Origin of the sequence: Hwangdonia seohaensis (assembly GCF_031932625.1) — a bacterium.
In the GTDB taxonomy this organism is placed as follows: domain Bacteria; phylum Bacteroidota; class Bacteroidia; order Flavobacteriales; family Flavobacteriaceae; genus Hwangdonia; species Hwangdonia seohaensis.
Window position 1 is genome coordinate 668951 of the sequence record NZ_JAVSCK010000003.1, and the last position, 21728, is coordinate 690678.

Consider the following 21728-nt stretch of genomic DNA (forward strand, 5'->3'; position numbering starts at 1 on the left):
AATAGTTATTTGCTATATTGAATGTTGTAACATTCTTGAACAAAGCCTTGAAAACAATTAGAGTATTACTTCATCCAATTGAAAAAACCGAATCAGTTAGAATAGATTTTGAAACTGAATTGAATGAAACTGATGTTTATGAAAGTTTGAAACTTGTAGACTACAAAATCTATCAATTTATTCAAAATGACTATTTGTATAAAATGAAAATGAATGAACTCGATTCTGAAAACATAAAGTACCATAAATTTAAACGTGAAAAAACAACTTGGTTCGGGCTTTTTAAAAAATCTGTAACAGATATTCTTATTCATCCAAAAAGCGGATTTTATTACCCATATGATTTTGGACATTACTTTTATCTATTCACTAAACATAAAATCAATATCAACGATTTTGAGAATTGGTTAAATCTTCATTTTTCAAATCCATTTGCGGATTTTGATAAGTGTTGGGGAATTGGAGTAAGTAAAGGTTTTAAGTTATTGAATAAAGATGATTACTTTTTGATTACTAATCATGATTTACAAAGTGATATCGGAATTACAGCGAGTGAAATTGTAGCTGATAAATTATTAGAAAAACTTGATGCCATTGAAAATCACAAAAAATTAGTATTCGAAAGAAAATAAAGCGCGTTACACAAAATGTAGAATTAATTCCTAGGGATAACATTTTACCGCTTTAAAGCAAAATGACCCCGAATATCGAAAGCTTCACCATTTTGAATCACTTTTGCCACAAACCAATAATCGTCCGAGGGCATATTCTGGCCGTTAAAAGTCCCGTCCCAACCAATTGAAGTGTGTGGGAGTGTTTTTAATAATTTGCCATGTCGGTTATAAATATAAACCACGGTTCCTGGAATTTCCTGTACGCCAACAATATGCCAGGTATCGAAAGTACCATCGTTATTTGGGGTTACAAATTTTGGGATATCAACAACAACAACCTCGGTGGTTACGTCTTTACAACCGTTTAAATCGCGTATAGTTACTATGTGAAGACCAAAAGTTACGTTTTCAAAAACATTTGATGTTTGTGGTTCGCCATCATCTAAAATAAACACATAATCGCCAATACCGCTAACATCAACAGTTATACTATTGGGGTCTGCAAAATCAACTTTAGTTGTAAAATTAATGGTGGCATCTTCAGATTCAATAACCGTAAAGTTTTTGGTATACGAGCAGTCTGAACCTATAATATAAGGTGTTGTAACGGTTACCCAATAATCGCCAATATCCGTGACATCATCTAAAACAATTTCGGTCGACGTTTCGCCAGTAGACCATAAATAGGTGTCGTTTGGGTTTCCGGTATCTGCACTAATAATCAACGGTAAGTCGTTTATACAAAGTGGCACAAAATCATCAATGGGAATTATTGGATTTGGATTTATTCGAGTTGCAAATTGCGAAACGGCATAACATCCTGTATTGTTGTTTTGAATGCGAGCAAAAATAACTTCACCATCAAAAGCAGCGTGCAAATTTGGTAATGCATTTGTAGCAGCTTCGGCATTTGTAACATCGCTATAATACGTAACCGTATGTATTGAAGCATTTTGTGAGCCAATTATTGCACTGGCGCTTGCCGATAAATCAAATTCAAAAAAGCCATCATAATCATCATCACATTCCACCAAATCTGGAGATGTATTTGCAATGGGATTTGCATTTATTTGTAAGTTGAAAGGCACTGTTATTGGACAATTGACCAACGGATCGTTAACCCTTACATAAATAATATGATTACTAGCAGTATAGTTGAACGTGGTCCCAATAGGGTTTTGATCGTTATCAGCATCATTTTGGTTATCGTGATACGAAATGCTTACAGCGCTTGGGTCGTTAACAATTTGGGCATCTACGGTTGCTAAATTAAACGTGGCGGTATCGTTATCACAAATTTCAATGGTACCAATATTATTGGTTGGCGGAGGAGAAACAACAACCAGATCCAGCGGAATAACACTAAAACAACCGGTTAAGGTATTGGCAACCTTAATATAAACCGTTTTTGTGTCTGACATGTAATTTGTTGGATCTGTAATTTCGTTGCTGTTGTCTAAACCATCATTTTGATTAATGTCTGAAAAATTTTCAAAGTAATTGGTGATGAGGTTATTTTGTAATCTGTCATTAATTTGAAAATCGGCATCTTCTAAATTAAAGCTTACAAAACCATCGTAATCGGTATCGCAGTTTTCAAAAGGTGTTGCATCCGTTAAATCGGGCGATGCAATGATGTTTATACCCAATTCTTCAACAACATAACAAAACGATGCGCTATTTTCTATTCTTACATAAAGCGATTGCGGATTTGAAACATTGGTATATTGCAGTGGTTGCGGGTTCAGATTATCTTCGGCATCTTGTCGGTTTAAATGAAATGTAACATTAAGATTATCTGGTGAGCCTTGGGATATTTCGGTAACCTTTTCTGATAAATCGAAAACATGAATTTGGTCGTTGGTAATGTCATCACAAATCAAATACGGGTTAAACGCATTGTAAACAGGATCGGACGATACTTGTATTGTAAACGAAGATGTTGCAGAGCATGTGGCATCGGTAATATTCTCGACACGAACATATATGGTTTGCGACGGACTTGTATTTTGGTACACTACATTTTTATCAATAGGAATTGTAAAAGCCGCATCTTCAAAATAATAGACTTCTTTCCCTGTTTGACCGTTTAAAATTTCGGCATCTTTATCTACCAATAAAAAATCTGCTGTAAACGTGCCATCGTCGTTACATATTTGAAATGGGGTTATGTCCGGAATTACGGGTGTGGTGTTTACGGTAATTTCATATTCCACAATATTATAACACCCCAGGCTATCGTTATTTCCAACCCGAATGTAAACGATTTGCGTGTTGGCATTATAACTGGTGGTGTTTGTAATTGGGTTGACGTTATTATCGGCATCATCAAAGGAATTGAAAAAATCGATGTCAAGTCCTGTTGGGTTCGCTACAACCTCAGAGATAGCACCATCAAGATTGATGATTGAAAATCCATCTTCAGGGTTGCTGTCATTATCGCAAATCACTTCTGGACTTGGCGATGTCGCAGCTGGCGCTACAAAAATTTCAATATCAAAGGGGTTGATGGTGCTACAGCCCGTATTTATATTTTCAATGCGTGCGAAAATGGTTTCTATCGGACCGGTATTGGTGTAAAACGGAGGTAACTGGTTAGTGTTATTTTCGGCATCTGTATTGGTGGGGTAGTATCTTACTTCAAAATCTGTATTTCCGTTGGTTACAATATCGTCTAGAGATGCCAAATCGATGCTAACAATACCATCATCATCGGTATCGCAATACGGTAATGGTGTTGCGGGATTGAATAATATAACAGGGTTTACCAATAATGTTATTTCTGAAAAATCAGAACAACCACTGGCAGTATCATCTATTTTGATATATAAGGTTGTGGGGCTGGTCGCGGGATATAGTATGCTATCATCCAAAGGGTTTGTATCGGTGTCCCTATCAGTTTCGGTTTCATAAAACGTAACGAAAATATTAGGTAATTCATCCGCAATATAAAGGGCAACTGTAGTTAAGTCAAATGCTAAAGTATCGGTGGCATCATCATTTGTATCACATAAGGCAAAATCGCCCGTATCTGTGCCTGTAAGCAGTAAATTGGTATGAACTTCAAGTGGCACTATGGATGCACAACCCGTATTATCGTCTACAATTCTTATGTAAAGCGTGGCGTTTCCGGGTTCTAATAAAGCATTTTGATATTGATAATTGGTTTCGTTTGCAATTGGATTATCTCCCGATTGAGCATCGGGCAAGGTTTCATGAAAGGTAAAGGTTACTCCAGTCAAGCCCATTAAAACATCGTTGATGACTTGTGTTAAATCGAATTCGGCACTACCATCATGATCCATATCACAGGCATCTAAATACTGAGTATCCCTATTTACAATTGGACTTGTTGTAATATTAATGGTTAAAGATGATGAGGAGTTTACACAACCCGTTTGCGTATCAATTACCCTTATGTAAACCACTTCAGTTGGTGTGTTTGTGTTAACATATGGTATAGGGATTGGGTTTGCCCCACTGTCTGCATCGGCACTAGTGTAATGATAACTTACTAGTAAATTGCTTTGTCCGCCTGTTATTTCGTCGTCTTTTTGAGTTAAATCTATAACGGTGTATCCATCAGGTTGGGTGTCGCTATCGCATACCTCTAAATCTGTTGGGTCAGTTATGGTTGGTACTGGATTTACTATTAAATTAAATGTAGTAAACCCATAGCAACCCGAATCGTTATCTTGAATACGGACATAAATGGTTTGTGGATTTACGGTATTGGAAAAATTACCCGAAACAGGATTTACATTGTTTCTGGCATCGGCATCGGATAAATGATAAGAGAAGTCATAATTTGAAAAAGGAATATTATTAATGACCTCGGTGTTTTTGGAGCTAAGATCAAATACTTCAGTTTCATCACCACTAATATCATCGCATAATATATAGTCTGTTACCTGGTTAATGGGCTCTTCGGTATTTAAAACGACTACGATTTCGTCGGTTTCAACACAAGCAGTACCATTTAAATCTACAGTTACTTCAACTCTATACGTACCATCTTGAGTGGCGCTTATTGTTGAGAGCGTTGTTGCTAACGGGCTGTTATCTAAAAACCAAGCATAAGTTGCGAGTGGATTGTCTATATCGGCATCTAAGGTTACTGAAGGCGCGCATGTGGAAACATCTTCGCCCAAATCTAAAATTTTAAAACTATTACCTTCAATAAAAACAGCCGAATCAAAAGAACCATCGGTTTGATCGGCAATTACCAATTTTATATGATATTGAACATAAGGTGTTATGGTTGCTTGAGCTGTTAAAACGGTGGTTCTGCCATTATAATTGGTGTCACCAACGTTGTATCCATCAAAATACTGGTCGTTTTGAGCTGGACAAACTCCAAAAATCTCATCATGTATGGTATTAGTATTAACCGGTGTTGAAGTACCAGGAACTAAGGCGATATTTTGATAGGGTAGTGGGCTACCGGTTTCTTTAATTAAAAACGCAAAACCATCGGAAAGCTGACAAGGGTTAATGCCGAAATATTCTTCGGATGCCAATAAATAATTAAATTGAAGCTGACTTGATATAGATACAATATCAAACTCGATGGAAGTGGCATTCAGAGTATTGGAAATCCCCAAAGCAGCTTCTAAATCCGGGTCTGTTCCCCAAACGGATGAGCCTTCGCTAAGTGTTGGTGTAGTTACACCATTTCCACCAGAGGTGGCATTACCAGTGGAAAGCATAATACCATTTTGAAAAGGGAAGTTGGAACTTGCACGGTCAAATTGTGCATAACTTGAAAAACCACTGGCGCTTCCGTTTACAAACGAGGTAATATTAGTAATTTCAACACAACTATTTTGTACCAGGTTGTCTTCTATAAGTTGTTGTAAACCAACAGAATCATCGACAGAAATTTGTTGCGAAAACGCATAGCTACCCCAAAGCAAAAGTAGTCCTAATAAGTAGTTAACAAATTTCATAGCAGTAGGTTTCTTTTTTATTTGGAAAACTCAATTGAATATGCAAACTGAATTCATTATGAAAAATAGACTTTTTTCAGATGAAGCGCAAAATATAACCGATAAAATACAATTTTAATTGGTTTTCATGATTAATTAATTAATATTTTAGTGTAAAATGATTTTTAAAAATCCTTCCATCTTGTAAGGTGACCGCAAACCAGTAATCGTCGGCGGGCAGTTTTTCGCCATTAAAGAGTCCGTCCCAACCTTCGCCCAAAGGGTTCAACTGTTTTATCAACTTGCCAAACCTGTTAAAGATGAGGATGTTGGTATTGGGCTGGAACATGCCGGAAATGCCTTGGACCTGCCAGGTATCGTTGTCGCCATCGTTATTGGGCGTGAAAAATTTGGGGAATCCGATAACCGACACCAGGTCTTGCACGGTGCCACAGTTGTTTTTAATGTCGCGGACGGTTAGGGTGTAAATGCCCGGTGAAACGTTTTCGAACATATTGCTTTCCTGATAGGGTGCGTACACCACATTGTTCTCGTCCAGCAATCGGTACTCGTAAACCCCTTCGCCAGAAACCAAAACGGTAATGGTATTGTTTTGGGTGGCATCGACCACTTCAATGGTTTCAAAAGTGGCAATGTTTGAGGGTTCTACGGTAATGGTGCGTTGTTTGGTGCAGCCATTGGCATTGGTAACCGTTACGTTGTAAGTGCCCGCTTGATTTACATTGATTTGATAGGTGCTTTCCCCGGTAGACCAACTGTAGGTATAGTTTGAAGGCGAATCGTTTATTACCGCGGCGTCCAAAGCGATGGTGTCCGGGAAAAAGTTGAGGCAATAATACGCCAAAGCTTCGGTTTCAATATTCGGCAGCTCGTTTACGGTCAGGGCCACTTCGCTTATGCCGTAGCAGTTGTTGGCGTTTTCAACCCGCGCATAAATAATTTGTGAGTACGGATTTGTGTTTGTAAATGAGGTTCCTAAATTATTAGTTTCAAGTAAAGCATCATCATATGTTTCGTAGTAGGCAATGGTCAAGCCGGTTGGAAGGCCGCTCACAATAGCGCTATCGGCATCGCTCAGGTTAAAGTTGAAAAAACCGTCTTCAGCACCATCGTCATCACAGGCAATAAGCTGGGTATCGCCGGAATCGGTGACGCTTACATTCAGGGTCAGTTCCGAAGGTGAGGAGCAACCCGTTGCATCGTTGACCACGTCCACGTAAATGGTTTGCGGATTGCTAGTGTTGGTAAAGGCGTTGCCGTCAACTTGGGCGGTCCTCGCCGCATCGGTATAAAACCTGGTTGAAAGTCCGGAGACGTTGTTGGTTAAAACAGCGTTCGCTTGGTTGAGGTTGAACAGCGTGCGCCCATCGGCCGTACCATCCTCGTCGCACTGCAACAGGGTGTGGTTGAAGGCTTCGGGGTTTAAATACACGACTAAATTTAAAGGCGTAACATTTTTACAATCTGTATTTAAGGCATCTTCAATTCTCACAAAAACCTGTTCGTTAAACGGTGTTGAATTATAATAAGGATTTGGCAAAGGGTTTGCCCGATTTTCGGCATCAAACTGTGAAGTATGATAGGTAATATTGAAATCTGCTGGATTTTGACCATTTAAAATTTCAGTATTTCTAGAGGATAAATCAAAATTTACGCGCCCATTTGTGTTGTTTCCATCAGTGGCGTCATCACAAAGTTCGTAATCTGTTGGCGGTGCAAAGTTGGGGCCCAAATTTACATCCAATTGAAAGCTAGTCAATTCAAAACATCCCGTAGTGTTATTGGTGATTCTGGCATGAATGGTTTGTGGATTATTAATGTTGGTGTATGGACTACTTAATTCATTTATCCCAATATTGGCATCACTTATATTTTCGTGATACGATATGGTAATATCGCTTTGTGTTCCCGTAATTAAACTATTGTTGGCAGATAAGTCGAATGTAGTAAATCCATCATTAAAAGGCGCCACGACATCGCAACTTTCTAAATTTAAAGGAGTACCATTTGCATTGGATTGATCCGAAGGTGGATCGGAAAATTGTGCAGTTCCAGTCCATTGCAAACTAAAAGGGCTGTTGCCAATGGGTCTATCTATTACTATAAAATAAGTTTCTCCAGCCAGTACGTCCAACCACCTTACGAAGCTGTCGCCATCAGCACCGGGGCCTTCGGCAGTATCGCTTGATGACGCATTCATTCCTGTTAAGTTGTTGCCTTGGCCAGCTGCTTGCGGATTTGTTGTTGAGCATCTAATGGCTTGCCCTATATTGCTACAGGAAACATTTGGACCAAATACAAAAAAATCATAATCTTCACTTATAGCCGTGCTATTTGGGGTTAATGTAAAGCCCAAAGTACCGCTGGTTACTAAAGTAACTTTTAACCAAACACTGTTGTTTTCTTGACTGGAACAATTGTTGGAACCGCTTAGTTCCTGAGTGCCAACACCACTAACATCAAGGTTGATATTTGAGTTTCCACAAGCGATAACGGCGTCAATACAATCCGTTGGCTGTTGCCCTCGTACAATATTATACTGCAATAGAAAAATGAATATAACGAATAATTTTGGGGCTAATTTCAAATGTTTAGTATTTTAAAGTAAAATGGTTTTTTAATACCCGTCCATCCTGCAGGGTGACCGCAAACCAGTAATCGTCGGCGGGCAGTTTTTCGCCATTAAAGAGTCCGTCCCAACCGTCGCCCAAAGGGTTCAACTGTTTTATCAACTTGCCAAACCTTTTAAAGATGAGGATGTTGGTGTTGGGCTGGAACATGCCGGAAATCCCTTGGACCTGCCAGGTATCGTTGTCGCCATCGTTATTGGGCGTAAAAAACTTGGGGAACCCGATAACCGACACCAGGTCTTGCACGGTGCCGCAGTTGTTTTTAATGTCGCGGACGGTTAGGGTGTAAATGCCCGGTGAAACGTTTTCGAACATATTGCTTTCCTGATAGGGTGCGTACACCACATTGTTCTCGTCCAGCAATCGGTACTCGTAAACCCCTTCGCCAGAAACCAAAACGGTAATGGTATTGTTTTGGGTGGCATCGACCACTTCAATGGTTTCAAAAGTGGCAATGTTTGAGGGTTCTACGGTAATGGTGCGTTGTTTGGTGCAGCCATTGGCATTGGTAACCGTTACGTTGTAAGTGCCCGCTTGATTTACATTGATTTGATAGGTGCTTTCCCCGGTAGACCAACTGTAGGTATAGTTTGAAGGCGAATCGTTTATTACCGCGGCGTCCAAAGCGATGGTGTCCGGGAAAAAGTTGAGGCAATAATACGCCAAAGCTTCGGTTTCAATATTCGGCAGCTCGTTTACGGTCAGGGCCACTTCGCTTATGCCGTAGCAGTTGTTGGCGTTTTCAACCCGCGCATAAATAATTTGTGAGTACGGATTTGTGTTTGTAAATGAGGTTCCTAAATTATTAGTTTCAAGTAAAGCATCATCATATGTTTCGTAGTAGGCAATGGTCAAGCCGGTTGGAAGGCCGCTCACAATAGCGCTATCGGCATCGCTCAGGTTAAAGTTGAAAAAACCGTCTTCAGCACCATCGTCATCACAGGCAATAAGCTGGGTATCGCCGGAATCGGTGACGCTTACATTCAGGGTCAGTTCCGAAGGAGAGGAGCATCCCGTTGCATCGTTGACCACGTCCACGTAAATGGTTTGCGGATTACTTGTGTTGGTAAAGGCGTTGCCGTCAACTTGGGCGGTCCTCGCCGCATCGGTATAAAACCTGGTTGAAAGTCCCGCGACGTTGTTGGTTAAAACAGCGTTCGCTTGGTTGAGGTTGAACAGCGTAAGCCCATCGGCAGTGCCATCCTCGTCGCACTGCAACAGGGTGTGGTTGAAGGCTTCGGGGTTTGGATTAAAAACCACAAAGGCTTCACCTTCAATGGCACAGTCACCGTTATTGGGATCAATATAAACTTCGTAATGCCCATTTTGAGTAACCACTAAATCATAATCACTTTCAGCTAAAGGATTTCCATCACGGGTCCAGCTATAGGAAGCACCAGTTATTTGGTCGGCCGTTAAAGTGTACGTATCATTGACACAAAGCGCAAGGTTTATGGAATTCCTGCCGTTTTTAATAATGTCTATTTTTTCATTAAAAAAAGAAGCTATAAAAGGCGGCAACCCTTGTGACGAATTATTTGGTGAAACACTAATGGCATTGTGGCTATAGTTTGCACTAAAACCAACACCGTTCGGATTATTGATTACCCCAAGATAAGGTAAGCCATCGTTGTAAGTTGCGCTTAAAGCTCTGTAAATTTTACCGTTTGGACCAAGTTGCAAACCACCTCTATATAATTCTCGATCATCTATAACAAATGAAGATGTAGAAATATTTGATGCTAGAAGATTGTATTGGAGTAATGATGAGGTGTGATTTGATGGGATATTATTGTTGGCCGGCGTTTCAAAATCGAAAAAATTGTTATACGAATGCACATAAAGCAACTGACTGTTTGGTGAAAATTCTACACCATAACTCGCATAATTAACAGATGGTAAATTAAGTTCCAATTGATTGCTTACAACACCTGTGGTTGCGTCGAAATCATACAAATACAAACCATCTCTAACATTGGCACATGCCACTTTTTCGCCATCGGGCGAGAGTTTTAAATAGCCTCGTGCATCAGAAACAAAAAGACTAAACGTTGAAGCGACCGATGTGGTGTTAACGCCTAAATTGTTAACTTCAAAAGCGTGAAAGGTGTTAAAAATATCTGCATCGCCATTTTCTGATGCTAGGGTAAGCACCCAAATGGATTTGGTAATGCAATCCTTTAAAACCGCCGTAATTTTTTCGGAACAACGCTGAAGTAAATTTGTGTTTCTAGTAGTAACTGCACCTAGGCCACCATCTAAAGTCATGTCGACTTGCGAATAGTTCAAACCGAAATCATTTCCGTCAAGACCATTATCAACTGTGAAAATGTAATAAATATTGTCATCGTCTGGTTTAGGTACAATAATAGCAGATTGTGTACTGGACGAATCGCCATACAAGCCCAAGCCGTTCATCATGGTGGCATGGTTTTTATTCCAAACGCGAGTGCCATCTGTATAAAACAACAAATTCCCAGAACTGTCTGATATGGATGCACAACCTTCGTTTGTAAATAATTGCCCATCACTTACTGAGGTCACAGAATTGTTGACTTGGTTAAATTTTATGCCACCACCAAAGCCAAAGTACCAATTGGCGGCTTCACTTTGGGCAAAACCATTTAAACCGATTAAACAGCTTATTAAGAATATGGCAATTTTTTTCATCTTTCAGTAGCGAATGCCACCAAAGGTATTATAAATCTCGCTTTTTTAATAATCTGTACGATAAAAAGATAAATAGAGCAGTCCAACCTATTACAATGGCAAATTCGTGCCAATGTACAGCATAGTCATAAGCTAATTCTCCTTTGTCTGGAAACTTAGTCATGGCTATACGTTGGAATGGTTGGTCGATTAATTTATACATGGATTTTAACGGAAAGAAGTTTTGAATCCTTTCTGCAATATTAGCATCAAATTTCCAAACGATTAATCCAAATACAATCCATTCTAAAATATATAAAATGAATAAAAAGGCCAATGCAAAGGCAGATCGTTTTACGAGCATCCCAAAAAACAAACACAAACTAAAAAAGGCAATAAGCTTAACAAAATAGGCGAGTATAAACTCGGTTTCCCTGAGCACAATGGAAGCTTCGGTATAGCTGGAATAGTACAAACCAATACATAGCGAAATAAAACTTATTAATACTGTAGAAACAAACGAAAAGAAAATAATGGTGTAGAATTTTGATAGGATAAATTCCTTTTTACTTAACCCGTCAATTAAGTTTTGTTTGATGGTTTTGTTGCTGTATTCGTTACCAATCATACTTACAACTACAATGGCAAAAAAGAACTTGAATTGCGATGCGAAAAAGGTGGTTAAATGCCATATAATCGGGAAGTTGAAAATGCCCAATTCACCCAATTCCAATGTAAAAAAACCGAATACATTAATCCTTAATGAGGATAATAATATAACAAAGAAAGGCAGAATGAACGATACGAATATGAGTATTTTACTGGTTCTGTTAAGTAGCAGTTTTTGTAATTCTAAGTTTAAAAGACGTAACATAAAGTTAGTTTGTATTTTGGTTGGATTTAGTTTTATTTATTGTCTGTTAATTGTAAAAATTGTTCTTCTAAACTCTCTTTACGCTGTACTAAATGGGTGAGTATAATACCGTTTTCAAAAAGGTATTTATTAAAGTCTTCAGAAAGCATCGGTTCGTTTAAAAAAGCGGTTATCAATCCATCTTTTTCTTTTATCGATTTGAACGAAGCATTGTTTTCCAAAAGTTTTATCAAATCCTTTTGCTTGTTACATTTCAATTCAAAAAAACCGTGACTTGAAATCATTTCGTCAACACGACCCGAATATAATTTTACGCCTTTGCGCAATACCACAACGTGCGAGCATACTTTTTCAACTTCATCCAACAAATGCGATGCCAGTAAAATGGTGGTGCCTTTGGCTGCAATTTGCTTAATGATTTCCCGAATTTGATGAATACCTTGGGGGTCCAACCCATTTGTGGGTTCGTCTAAAATTAAAATTTCCGGATCGTTTAATAGTGCCGAGGCAATGGCTAAACGCTGTTTCATCCCTAAAGAATAGGTTCTAAACTTACTGTCTTTTCTATCTAACAAGCCAACAATTTCGAGCTTTTCTTCAACCTTGTTATAATCAACGCCTTTAATTTTGCAAACCAGTTTTAAATTCTGTGTCGCCGTCATATATGGGTAAAAGTTTGGTCGCTCAATTATGGCACCAACTTTTTTTAAGGCATCGTGTGTGGTTGTTTGCCCGTCAAACCATTTAAAATCGCCATGTGTTTTATTGACAACATTTAAAACAATGCCTAAGGTTGTGGATTTTCCGCTTCCGTTTGGTCCTAAAATGCCATAAACGTTACCTTTGTTAATGGTAAACGACAAATCTTTTACAGCGGTTAAATACCCAAATTTTTTGGTAAGATTATTAATTGTAAGTATTGGTTCCAATATGCGTGGTTTTTATGCTGAATTAATATCAACACGGTTAGTTATTAAAGTATGACGATGCTCAACTTGTTTTGTTACACGATTATCAATAAAAGCTTTAACTTTGAATAATTTTATAAATATATGCAAGATTTAAAAATATCTAAAAAAAAGCCATCGTTCCCAATATCGGATCAGTTGAACGACTATCTTTCTGAATACAACAGAAATATTGAAATTCCCATCTTTTATGATGATTTGTTGCGCTTTCAAGGTTCGGTAGTGGTTTATGATAAAGATGATAACGATACGTTGTGGATACGGGTTTATTATAACGATTACGAGCGCGAAGAGATAGATTTGTCTTTAAAAAAGGTGTACACCATTTTACATTCTGATGGTAACGAAAGCACCATTCCGTTTTTAAATGTTGATGCCATTGATTACTGCACCTTTGGAAACTCGAAACCATTTAGAATAAAAATCAGAAATATTTTAAATGACAATTACACCTATTTTTATGTGAAAACTGCCGATGCATCGCGTGTTTATGGGCTTGAACTGGAGCACATGCTATCGCCTTATAACCTGAATTTTTTGGTGTACAATAATACCTTGATAGAGGAGCACATTGCAGGAATTCCGGGTGATGAGTTTATAAAAAAGATGCTTCCAAATTGTTCTAAATCTGAAAAATCTCAAATCGCCAAAGAGTTTGTCAAGTTTAACGAACGCTGTATGATTAGGCTTTTGGGCGATATGCGCTCTTACAATTATGTAATTGTGCCCACCCACGATTTTGACCATGTGGTGTACAAAATAAGACCAATAGATTTTGACCAACAATGTTACGAAGGCAAGTTTAATATTTACAGGCCCCAGTTTTTTAAGGAAAATTTTGAAATGGTAGAATTGGTAGCCAATAGTTTCCAGAAATTTTCGATAGACCAATATAAAATTGAAGAACGCTCTACGCTTGTAAAACGGTTAAAAAGCTTTCACGGTAGGATAGATGAGCTTATGTCATGTATGCTTAACGATTCCATATCCAAAGATGCCAACATAGATTTGCTTAAAATGAAAATATTTGAGTATACCCAAGACGTAAACTTTAAGCGATGCAATAACATGGGGCAAATCCTTAAAGCGGCACTTGAGTTTTTGGTAAGAAATTATGAAGATGTCAACCTTAAAAGGCTTAAAGCTTAATTCCAGTTTTCATCAAAATCCAGATTGTCGTAGTCGTCAATATCCAGCTCGTCTTCAAATTCATTAAAGGTGTCATCATCATCAGCTTCAAATAATTTTTCTGGAGCGTTATCCGGTACTTGACCTTGCACAAACATAAGGTTGGGGTAGTCATAACCCTCCTCTTCCTCAACAATTTCAGCGAGCTCAACATAAAAGGTCCACATGCTTAAAAAGTCGTAAACGTAAATTAGTTTGGTTTGTGCTTCGTGCACCACGCTATCCAAAGCCGTTTCGTTCATTAAACGTGCAGAATTATCGTCGCTTAAATCGAACAACGAAATTTCTTCACCTTGATCCCATTGATCGTTGCTTAAATAGAACGATGCCATTTCAGAACCATCAAACCCAAAAGACTGCGTGATGATGTTGTGCAAATCCTCAAGCGTATCGGTTTCCCGGATTTCTACATCGCGAAAAACATCCTCTTCGGTATCGTTATCAAGTATAATTCTAAATCTGTAAATCATTCTGAAAAATTATTGCTGCAAAGATAAGTCTTTTTGTGCTATTTACTAAAACGGTGCAAGGTAAATGTCATGGCACTTAATAAGAAAAAAGCACCCATTTGATGCGCCACACCTAACCATAATGGTACGGCATATATTATAGTGAATACACCCAATAAAAATTGAAAACCAACCAAAATAAGCAAGGCATCTACACCTTTTTTCTGCAGATTCGTAAGCGTTAGTTTTCGAGCTTTTAACCATAAAATTACAATCGAAATGACTACGATATATGCTAAAGTGCGGTGAATAAATTGAATGCCACTTGGGTTTTCAATTAGGTTTTTATAGAAGGGTTCAAGGATATACACCGTGTGATGCATAAATTCATTTTCATTCATTAAAGGCCAGTGGTTATGCAGCAATCCAGCCTTTAGGCCAGCTACAAATGCACCATAAATTATCTGAACAATTAGGATTAAATAGCTTACGATAATAAGATTTCTAAATTTGGTGCTTATTGGTTTTTTGTTTGGGTAAATTAAATCCAAAGCCACCCAAAGTGTGGCCGCAAACGTGAGGAATGCTGTGGTTAAATGCGCCGCTAAACGGTAATGGCTTACATCGGGTCTATCAACCAACCCGCTTTTAACCATATACCAACCCAAAAAACCTTGAAAGCCACCAAGCACCAATAAAATTAGGCATTTTTTAATCGTTTTGTTGGTGAGCTGTTTGGTTGCAAGAAAGTATAAAAACGGAATGATAAACACCAAACCTATAAGCCTGCCAATAACACGGTGCAGCCATTCCCAGAAATAAATACTTTTAAAATCATCAATGGTGAAATGCGAATGCAATTTTTGGTATTCCGGGTATTGTTGGTACAGTTCGAAGGCCTCTTGCCACTCGGTATCGTTTAATGGCGGAATGGTGCCTGTTATTAATTTGTAATTTGATATGGACAATCCCGAATCGGTAAGCCTCGTAATGCCACCAACTACCACCATTATAAAAACGAGGACACAGCCCGTAAGTAGCCAGTAAATAACTTTTTTGTTGTCTTTCTTCATTTTCTGTCATTCCCGCTTTCGCGGAAATATTATTAATTAAAACTCAAATCGTTAGCTTATTTTTTTAGAACTTTCCTAAAACATAAACTGTTTTCTACATTTTTGTACGGTTCGAAATTTGGAATGGTGGCGTAATTATTTTTCTTATAAAACCCAACCGCTTCCACTTGACGAATACCGGTTTCTAAAACACAAGATTTATAACCCAATTCGTGGCTCCAAATTTCCAATGCGTTTAAAATTTTTGAAGCAACGCCTTGGCCTCGGTATTTTGGATTGGTGTACATGCGCTTGATTTCTACACTGTTTTTATCAAATTCCTTAAACGCACCGCAACCCACAGGGGTTTTATCCGAATAAGCCATTACAACGTGTTTTAATACATCAATGTTATTGTATTGGTTATAAAAATCATGCTCTTCACCATCAACAATAGCGAGGTAATTATCTAGTTGATTTACTAAATCTTTAAAGTCTTTATTATCAGAATTTGTCCTAACAATGTGCAACATTATTACGTTGATGCTTTTAAGCCCAAGCGTTTCCCCTCCTTTAACATGAGCTGATACGCAGCTTCATATTCATTAGGAATATCGCCTTCTAAAATGGCTTCTTTTATGGTTTCTTTTATCATGCCAATTTCGCGTGACGGTTTTAGGTTGAAGGCTTTCATAATCGCTTCACCGGAAATGGGCGGTTGAAAATTACGAACGTGGTCACGCGCTTCAACTTCTGTTATTTTTTCTCGAACTATTTTAAAGTTATTGTGATATTTTTTGAACTTTTTTGGATTTTTCGTGGTAATATCGGCTTCACAAAGTGTCATTAAATCTTCAATATATTCCCCAGCATCAAAAATCAAACGGCGAACGGCTGAATCTGTAACATCTTGCGCCAGGGCAATGGGTCGGGAACTCATAAACACCATTTTTTGTACAAATTTCATTTTGTCGTTTAAAGGCATTTTTAATCTTTTGAATAAACGATATACCATTTTTGAGCCTTCAAACTCGTGCCCGTGAAACGTCCAGCCTACTTTTTTGTTGAATTTTTTTGTTGGTGCCTTACCAATATCGTGTAATAAAGCGGCCCAACGCAACCACAGGTTATCAGTGTGTTTTGCAATATTATCAACAACCTCTAAAGTGTGGTAAAAATTATCTTTATGGCGTTGGCCTTCAATTTCGTCAATGCCTTTTAAAGCCGTAAGTTCTGGCAGAATATGCTGTAGCAAACCCGTTCTGTCCAATAGTAAAAACCCTATTGACGGCGTTTCGCTTTCCAAAATTTTATGAAGTTCGACAACAATCCGTTCGTTGGTTATAATTTTAATCCGATCGCAGTTTTTGCTAATGGATTTTAATGAATCTTCTTCAATTTTAAAATCGAGCTGTGTGGCAAAACGTATGGCGCGCATCATGCGTAGAGGGTCGTCGCTATAAGTAATATCGGGATTTAACGGCGTTTTTATAATTTGATTTTTTAAATCTTCAATGCCGTTAAACGGATCGAGTAAATCGCCAAATTTATCTTCGCTTAAATCTAAAGCCAGTGCATTAATTGTAAAATCCCGTCGATTTTGGTCGTCTTGTAAAGAACCATTTTCCACTATAGGATTTCGGCTGTTTTCGTTGTACGATTCTTTGCGAGCACCAACAAATTCTATTTCAATATCATCGTACCGAAGCATCGCCGTTCCGTACGTTTTAAAGATTTGAACCTTGGGTTTATTGGGCAAATTTTTGGCGACTTGTTTAGCGAGTTCAATCCCGCTGCCTATGGCCACAATATCAATGTCTTTGGCAGTGCCACGCTTTAAAATATAGTCGCGTACAAAACCACCAATAACATAGCTGTCTAAATTCAATGTTTTAGCAGATTGGGATATGATCTTAAAAATGGAATGCTTGAGTGCGGTTTTATAATTCATTTTTTTTGCTGCCACGAATTCACGAATGTTTTATAAAACAATTCTTTTGTGGTCTAATAAGTCTTTGTGAAAATTTGCTAAAATTGCGAGCTTACATTGCGATACTTTTAAATAATTTAAACATTGGGCAGTATGCTTATCGTGCAGGTTTTCGGTCGATTTTATTTCTAAAATAATTTTATCAAAAACTACAAAATCTGCATAAAATTTATGTTTTAACAACGCATCTTTATACGCAACGCCAAATTCTTTTTCTCTTTGAAATGGAATATTCAAGCTTCTTAGTTCGTATTCGATAGTATCTTTGTAAACAATTTCTGAAAAACCACTTCCCAAATTATTATAAACTTCAAATAAAGCCCCAACAATAGCGTAGCTTTCATCCTTATAAATAATTTTAGACATAAATATTCGTGTATTAGTGGCTATTTTTTATTCCCGAATCACCTTAACAATCCCGCTATTGCTCAATTTAATAATTGAAGAAGGTTTGTCGCAGATTTTTTCGTGATGCAAATTTACAACATAGTCCACACCTTTTAAAATGGCAGGCGCTATTTCTTTAAATGATTTAGGCGTAGGTTGTCCGCTAACATTTGCCGAGGTTGAAACAATGGCGCCATTAAGTTTTCTTGATAGTTGATAGCAAAAATCATCGTCGGGAATACGGATGGCTATCGTACCATCGTCTGAAATTAAATTTGAAGCCAAATGTTGTGCTTCATCATAAATGATTGTGATTGGTTTTTCAGAAATATCGATGATGCTATATGCGGCTTCGGGTATTTTTTTTACGTATTTTTTCAGCATTCTGTCGTCGGCAACCAAACAAATTAAAGCTTTGCTGTCCTCACGCTGTTTTAGTTTGTAAACCTTTTTAACCGCTTCAGGGTTTGTAGCATCACAGCCAATACCCCAAACGGTATCGGTTGGATAGAGTATAAGTCCACCGTTTTTTAAGACTTGGAGTGCATTTTTAATCTCGGTATTCATCAAAAAATTTATGAAAGACTTTCTTTTTTTACCAATAAAACTTGATAGGCATCAATTAAAATTTTCCAATTTTTTTCAAGCATATAGGCGATTACGGTTTTGCCTTTTCCGCCGCCCGGTAACCCGCAATCGTCGATAAGTACTATGGAATCTTTATGCAATTTATCTTCGATGGTTTTAAATTCTTTTAAGTGATGCTCCTGACTTTTCATTTGAATCTCCGTATCGGTTTTTGAATAGTCGTAACTATCCAAATACAAGAAATCTACGGGTTCATCAAAGGTTTTAAGAAACGCTAACGAATCGTTTAAATGCACCGTAACCGTATCGTTTAAGTTTTGGTTGTCAACTTCGCTTTGCGAGCCTTTTACCGAATCTTCGCTAATATCAACAGAGTGCATTTTGGCATGGTTTTGCTGCGCCCATTTTCCAAAAACTATGGTCGCGCCACCATCGCCTTTGGTATTATTCAAGCCTTCTCTGGAAGTGCCGGTTTCAATAATGGTTTTAACTTTTCTTTCGTCCAGTAGTTTAAGTGTTTTTGCAAAAGTTATTCTGCGTCTTCTAAAATTATATTTAAAAGGCATAAACGGATATAATGATTTGTGTTTTGCGAATTTTATGGCATAGTGAATCAAGACTGCCAATAGGATAACTGCAATAATTATTTTAAAAATCATTATAGGTTTTTTTAATGGTTAGGTAGCAAATTTAGGATTTACTTTTTAAATAAAATGCTTTTATAAACTTCAATATATTGTTTTGCGGCGTCATTCCAATTAAAGCTTTTGGCGTGTTTTACGTAATTTTGGGATAATTCGGTTTTGTTTTTATTGAAAATATTTAAACCGTCTTTTAAAACTTTGGCCATGTATTTAGGTTCGAAATGATTCCAATAAAAAGCGTGTTCGCCGCCAATTTCGGGTAACGACGTGTTGTTTGATAGAAAAACGGGTTTCCCAAAACGCATGGCTTCAATGGGCGGAATACCAAAACCTTCGCGCAACGACGGAAACACAAACCCTTCGCAGTTTTGCATGTAATATTGTTTGTCCAATTCGGATATTTTTCCGGTGATGATAACGCGGCTTTCCAGTTTTAACTTTTTAATGGTGTCTTGCAATCTGCCACTGGCATACCCCGTATTGTTGTTGCCCGAAAGGATTAAATTGTATTCCGGCAAAAGCGCTAACATTTCAACTAGTGCATGAAAGTTTTTACGTTCGGTAAATTCGCCAATGCTAAATAGATATGGTTTTTTAGAAGTTAATTTCGGCTTATGGTTTTCGGGAATTTCAATATCGATAATCGGGTTGCCGTTATAAATAACGAATTCCGGTACATTTGGCACCCTAAAATATTGATGGGTAGATTGTTTTGCATAGTCCGAAATGTACGTAATGGCAGTGCTTCGGTTGAGTTTGTTTTGAAATTTGATGTTTCTTTCGTGGTTTAAATCGCTTGAAACTTCATCAATAAAATTGACATCGTGCACCGTTAACAAATACGGCATATCGTAATGGGGTTCAATTTTAATATTCTGATTTAAACAATGCCATAAATCGTATTTTTTCCTTATTCTAAAAGCTTTGTGCCGTCGTAACGAATAGTATTTTTTATAGTTAAAATATGTGCCGAATTCTTCCTTTAAAACATGGGTGTCTTTGGCGTGAAGCGTAATTTTAAAGCCCTCGATATTTGCATTATATAGCCCTTTTATTAAATGATAATTAAATTGGCCAAAGCCAAAATGTTGGTTCTTAATATTGTGCGATTCTAAAAAAATATGCTGCATGCCGTGTTTTTTACAAAGAAAAACAAATATAATATGAAATGCTTTGGATTTTTTAAAAGAAAAACTAATCGTAATATTGTGGCATGAATAAAGTGTTTCATAAAACCTACGAACCCTTTGAAAGCGAGCTCGATAATTTCATCGAAAATTTTGATGTGCTTGGTGAAGATTTTGGCAATCAAGAAAGAAATTCACTCAAATTATTTCAATTGGGTGATGAAACGATTAACGTTAAATCGTTTAAAGTTCCGCATTTAATCAATCAAATCGCGTATCGTTTTTTTAGAAAAAGCAAAGCGCAACGCTCATTTGAATACGCCAATACGCTGAAAGATTTAAACATCGGCACTCCACACCCTGTGGCGTATTACGAATTTAAAACTCCTTTTTTATTCAAAAAAAGCTATTATATAAGCGAGCAGATTGATTGCGATTATACGTACCGGGAATTAACAACCGATTTTAACATTCCAAATTACGATGCCATTCTCAGGGCCTTTACACGATTTACATTCGATTTGCACGAAAATGGGGTGCATTTTTTAGATCATTCCCCAGGAAATACGTTAATTAAAAAAACCGAAAAAGGTTACGATTTTTATTTGGTGGATTTAAACCGCATGGAGTTTAAGGATTTGGATTTTGAAACCCGGATTAAAAACTTTTCTAAATTGACCATTCATAAATCGATGGTTGAAGTGATGAGTGATGAATACGCCAAATGTTCCGGAGAAGATTACAATGCCATTTTTAATTTAATGTGGTACGAAACCGAAGCTTTTCAAGAAAAATACCACCGAAAAAGACGCTTAAAAAGGAAACTTAAATTTTGGAAGACCTATTGAGTTTTTTAAGTTCTTTATAGCGGTAATAAACCCCATAAGCACTTAAATAACAAATTTGAAAACCAGCTTTTCCATCTAAAATACCGAGCCTAAAAACATAGTTTACCACAAACTTGTAAAATGGCCTAAATATAAAATGGAAAACGTTGGCTTTTTTGCCTTTTTTAAAAAGCTCTAAGGCTTTTAGGCTTGCGTAATGTTCCATTTTTGTTTTATAGTGGGCAGCACTATCAAAACAATAATGTAACATGTTGTGTTTTAAAATACCACTTTTACCATCAATTTTGGGCATTTCGTGTACTATTTTATCTTCAATATATTTAACCTTGTTCCTTTTAAATAACCGGTAAGTGGTATCGGTTTGAAAGCCGCTAAAACGTATTCTTTTTTTCTTAAAATAATACAGCCGTTTAACCATAAATGCCGCAATATCCGTGGGATTGTTTACTGTAGTAATAATTTCGGTTTTTAATTTATCGGTTAAGCGCTCATCGGCATCAATAAACAAAACCCAGTCGTGAGTGGCCTGTTGCAAGGCAAAATTCCGTTGATCTGCAAAGTTTTTAAATTTGCGTTTTATGGTGGTAACGTGTTTAAATTCAGATAGCTTTTCAAGCGTTCCGTCTGTGCTAATGGAATCTACAACTATAATTTCGTCAGCGAAACTAATATTGTTTATAACGGCTTCAATGTGATTGATTTCGTTATAAGTGATGAGTAAAGCTGATATTTTACAATTTTTGTTTCTCAAAATATAAATTTATGGCATAT

The 21728-nt window shown here is 37.4% G+C and carries 17 protein-coding genes; 3 read left to right on the plus strand and 14 right to left on the minus strand.

Annotated elements, in window-relative coordinates; genetic code table 11:
* Window positions 1-47 precede the first annotated feature (47 nt).
* Window positions 48-632 carry a hypothetical protein gene (locus RNZ47_RS12010; protein WP_311940307.1) on the plus strand — a complete coding sequence of 195 codons (585 nt, stop codon included), beginning with the start codon at window positions 48-50 and terminating at the stop codon, window positions 630-632.
* A gap of 44 nt (window positions 633-676) precedes the next feature.
* Here the strand turns inward: RNZ47_RS12010 and RNZ47_RS12015 are convergent, their stop codons facing one another.
* The 5 genes from RNZ47_RS12015 to RNZ47_RS12035 all read right to left on the minus strand — a co-directional run bounded on the left by RNZ47_RS12015 (window position 677) and on the right by RNZ47_RS12035 (window position 12645).
* A complete protein-coding gene (locus RNZ47_RS12015) occupies window positions 677-5563 on the minus strand; it encodes an FIDD domain-containing protein (protein ID WP_311940309.1) in 4887 nt (1628 codons plus the stop codon).
* A 139-nt stretch (window positions 5564-5702) separates the two neighbouring features.
* Window positions 5703-8150, minus strand: coding sequence for a T9SS type B sorting domain-containing protein (locus RNZ47_RS12020; RefSeq protein WP_311940312.1), 2448 nt, complete (start codon window positions 8148-8150; stop codon window positions 5703-5705).
* A gap of 4 nt (window positions 8151-8154) precedes the next feature.
* A complete protein-coding gene (locus tag RNZ47_RS12025) occupies window positions 8155-10863 on the minus strand; it encodes a T9SS type B sorting domain-containing protein (protein ID WP_311940314.1) in 2709 nt (902 codons plus the stop codon).
* Window positions 10864-10891: 28 nt separating this feature from the next.
* Window positions 10892-11716, minus strand: coding sequence for an ABC transporter permease (locus RNZ47_RS12030; RefSeq protein ID WP_311940315.1), 825 nt, complete (start codon window positions 11714-11716; stop codon window positions 10892-10894).
* A 32-nt stretch (window positions 11717-11748) separates the two neighbouring features.
* A complete protein-coding gene (locus tag RNZ47_RS12035; protein WP_311940317.1) occupies window positions 11749-12645 on the minus strand; it encodes an ABC transporter ATP-binding protein in 897 nt (298 codons plus the stop codon).
* Window positions 12646-12768: 123 nt separating this feature from the next.
* On the opposite strand from RNZ47_RS12035, the gene RNZ47_RS12040 reads away from it, so the two are divergent.
* On the plus strand, window positions 12769-13833 hold the full coding sequence (locus RNZ47_RS12040) for a hypothetical protein (protein WP_311940319.1): 1065 nt from the start codon (window positions 12769-12771) through the stop codon (window positions 13831-13833).
* On the opposite strand, the gene RNZ47_RS12045 is transcribed toward RNZ47_RS12040, so the two are convergent.
* The 8 genes from RNZ47_RS12045 to RNZ47_RS12080 are packed head-to-tail and all read right to left on the minus strand — an operon-like array spanning window position 13830 to window position 20112.
* The gene (locus RNZ47_RS12045; protein WP_311940321.1) at window positions 13830-14342 is read right to left on the minus strand and encodes an IS1096 element passenger TnpR family protein; all 513 of its coding nucleotides are present in this window, start codon (window positions 14340-14342) and stop codon (window positions 13830-13832) included. The genes RNZ47_RS12040 and RNZ47_RS12045 overlap by 4 nt on opposite strands.
* Window positions 14343-14380: 38 nt before the next feature.
* Entirely contained in the window at window positions 14381-15394 is a 1014-nt protein-coding gene (locus tag RNZ47_RS12050; RefSeq protein WP_311940323.1) for a COX15/CtaA family protein, read from the minus strand.
* Between the two features lie 56 nt (window positions 15395-15450).
* Window positions 15451-15906: a GNAT family N-acetyltransferase gene (locus RNZ47_RS12055; RefSeq protein WP_311940325.1), complete on the minus strand. Its 456-nt coding sequence runs from the start codon at window positions 15904-15906 to the stop codon at window positions 15451-15453.
* 2 nt (window positions 15907-15908) lie between these two features.
* Window positions 15909-17324 carry a CCA tRNA nucleotidyltransferase gene (locus RNZ47_RS12060; RefSeq protein ID WP_311940326.1) on the minus strand — a complete coding sequence of 472 codons (1416 nt, stop codon included), beginning with the start codon at window positions 17322-17324 and terminating at the stop codon, window positions 15909-15911.
* A gap of 30 nt (window positions 17325-17354) precedes the next feature.
* Complete coding sequence (locus RNZ47_RS12065) at window positions 17355-17729, minus strand: GxxExxY protein (protein WP_311940328.1); 375 nt, start codon at window positions 17727-17729, stop codon at window positions 17355-17357.
* Window positions 17730-17756: 27 nt separating this feature from the next.
* Window positions 17757-18317 (minus strand): L-threonylcarbamoyladenylate synthase, encoded by a 561-nt coding sequence (locus RNZ47_RS12070; protein WP_311940330.1) that lies wholly within the window; start codon window positions 18315-18317, stop codon window positions 17757-17759.
* An 8-nt stretch (window positions 18318-18325) separates the two neighbouring features.
* Window positions 18326-18997 carry a class I SAM-dependent methyltransferase gene (locus RNZ47_RS12075; RefSeq protein WP_034040985.1) on the minus strand — a complete coding sequence of 224 codons (672 nt, stop codon included), beginning with the start codon at window positions 18995-18997 and terminating at the stop codon, window positions 18326-18328.
* A 38-nt stretch (window positions 18998-19035) separates the two neighbouring features.
* Window positions 19036-20112 carry a glycosyltransferase family 4 protein gene (locus tag RNZ47_RS12080; RefSeq protein ID WP_311940334.1) on the minus strand — a complete coding sequence of 359 codons (1077 nt, stop codon included), beginning with the start codon at window positions 20110-20112 and terminating at the stop codon, window positions 19036-19038.
* 83 nt (window positions 20113-20195) lie between these two features.
* Here RNZ47_RS12080 and RNZ47_RS12085 point away from each other — a divergent pair, with 83 nt between their 5' ends.
* On the plus strand, window positions 20196-20957 hold the full coding sequence (locus RNZ47_RS12085; RefSeq protein WP_311940336.1) for a lipopolysaccharide kinase InaA family protein: 762 nt from the start codon (window positions 20196-20198) through the stop codon (window positions 20955-20957).
* Here RNZ47_RS12085 and RNZ47_RS12090 read toward each other — a convergent pair.
* Window positions 20935-21708, minus strand: coding sequence for a glycosyltransferase family 2 protein (locus RNZ47_RS12090; protein WP_311940338.1), 774 nt, complete (start codon window positions 21706-21708; stop codon window positions 20935-20937). The two genes, RNZ47_RS12085 and RNZ47_RS12090, sit on opposite strands and share 23 nt — an antisense overlap.
* Window positions 21709-21728: the final 20 nt, after the last annotated feature.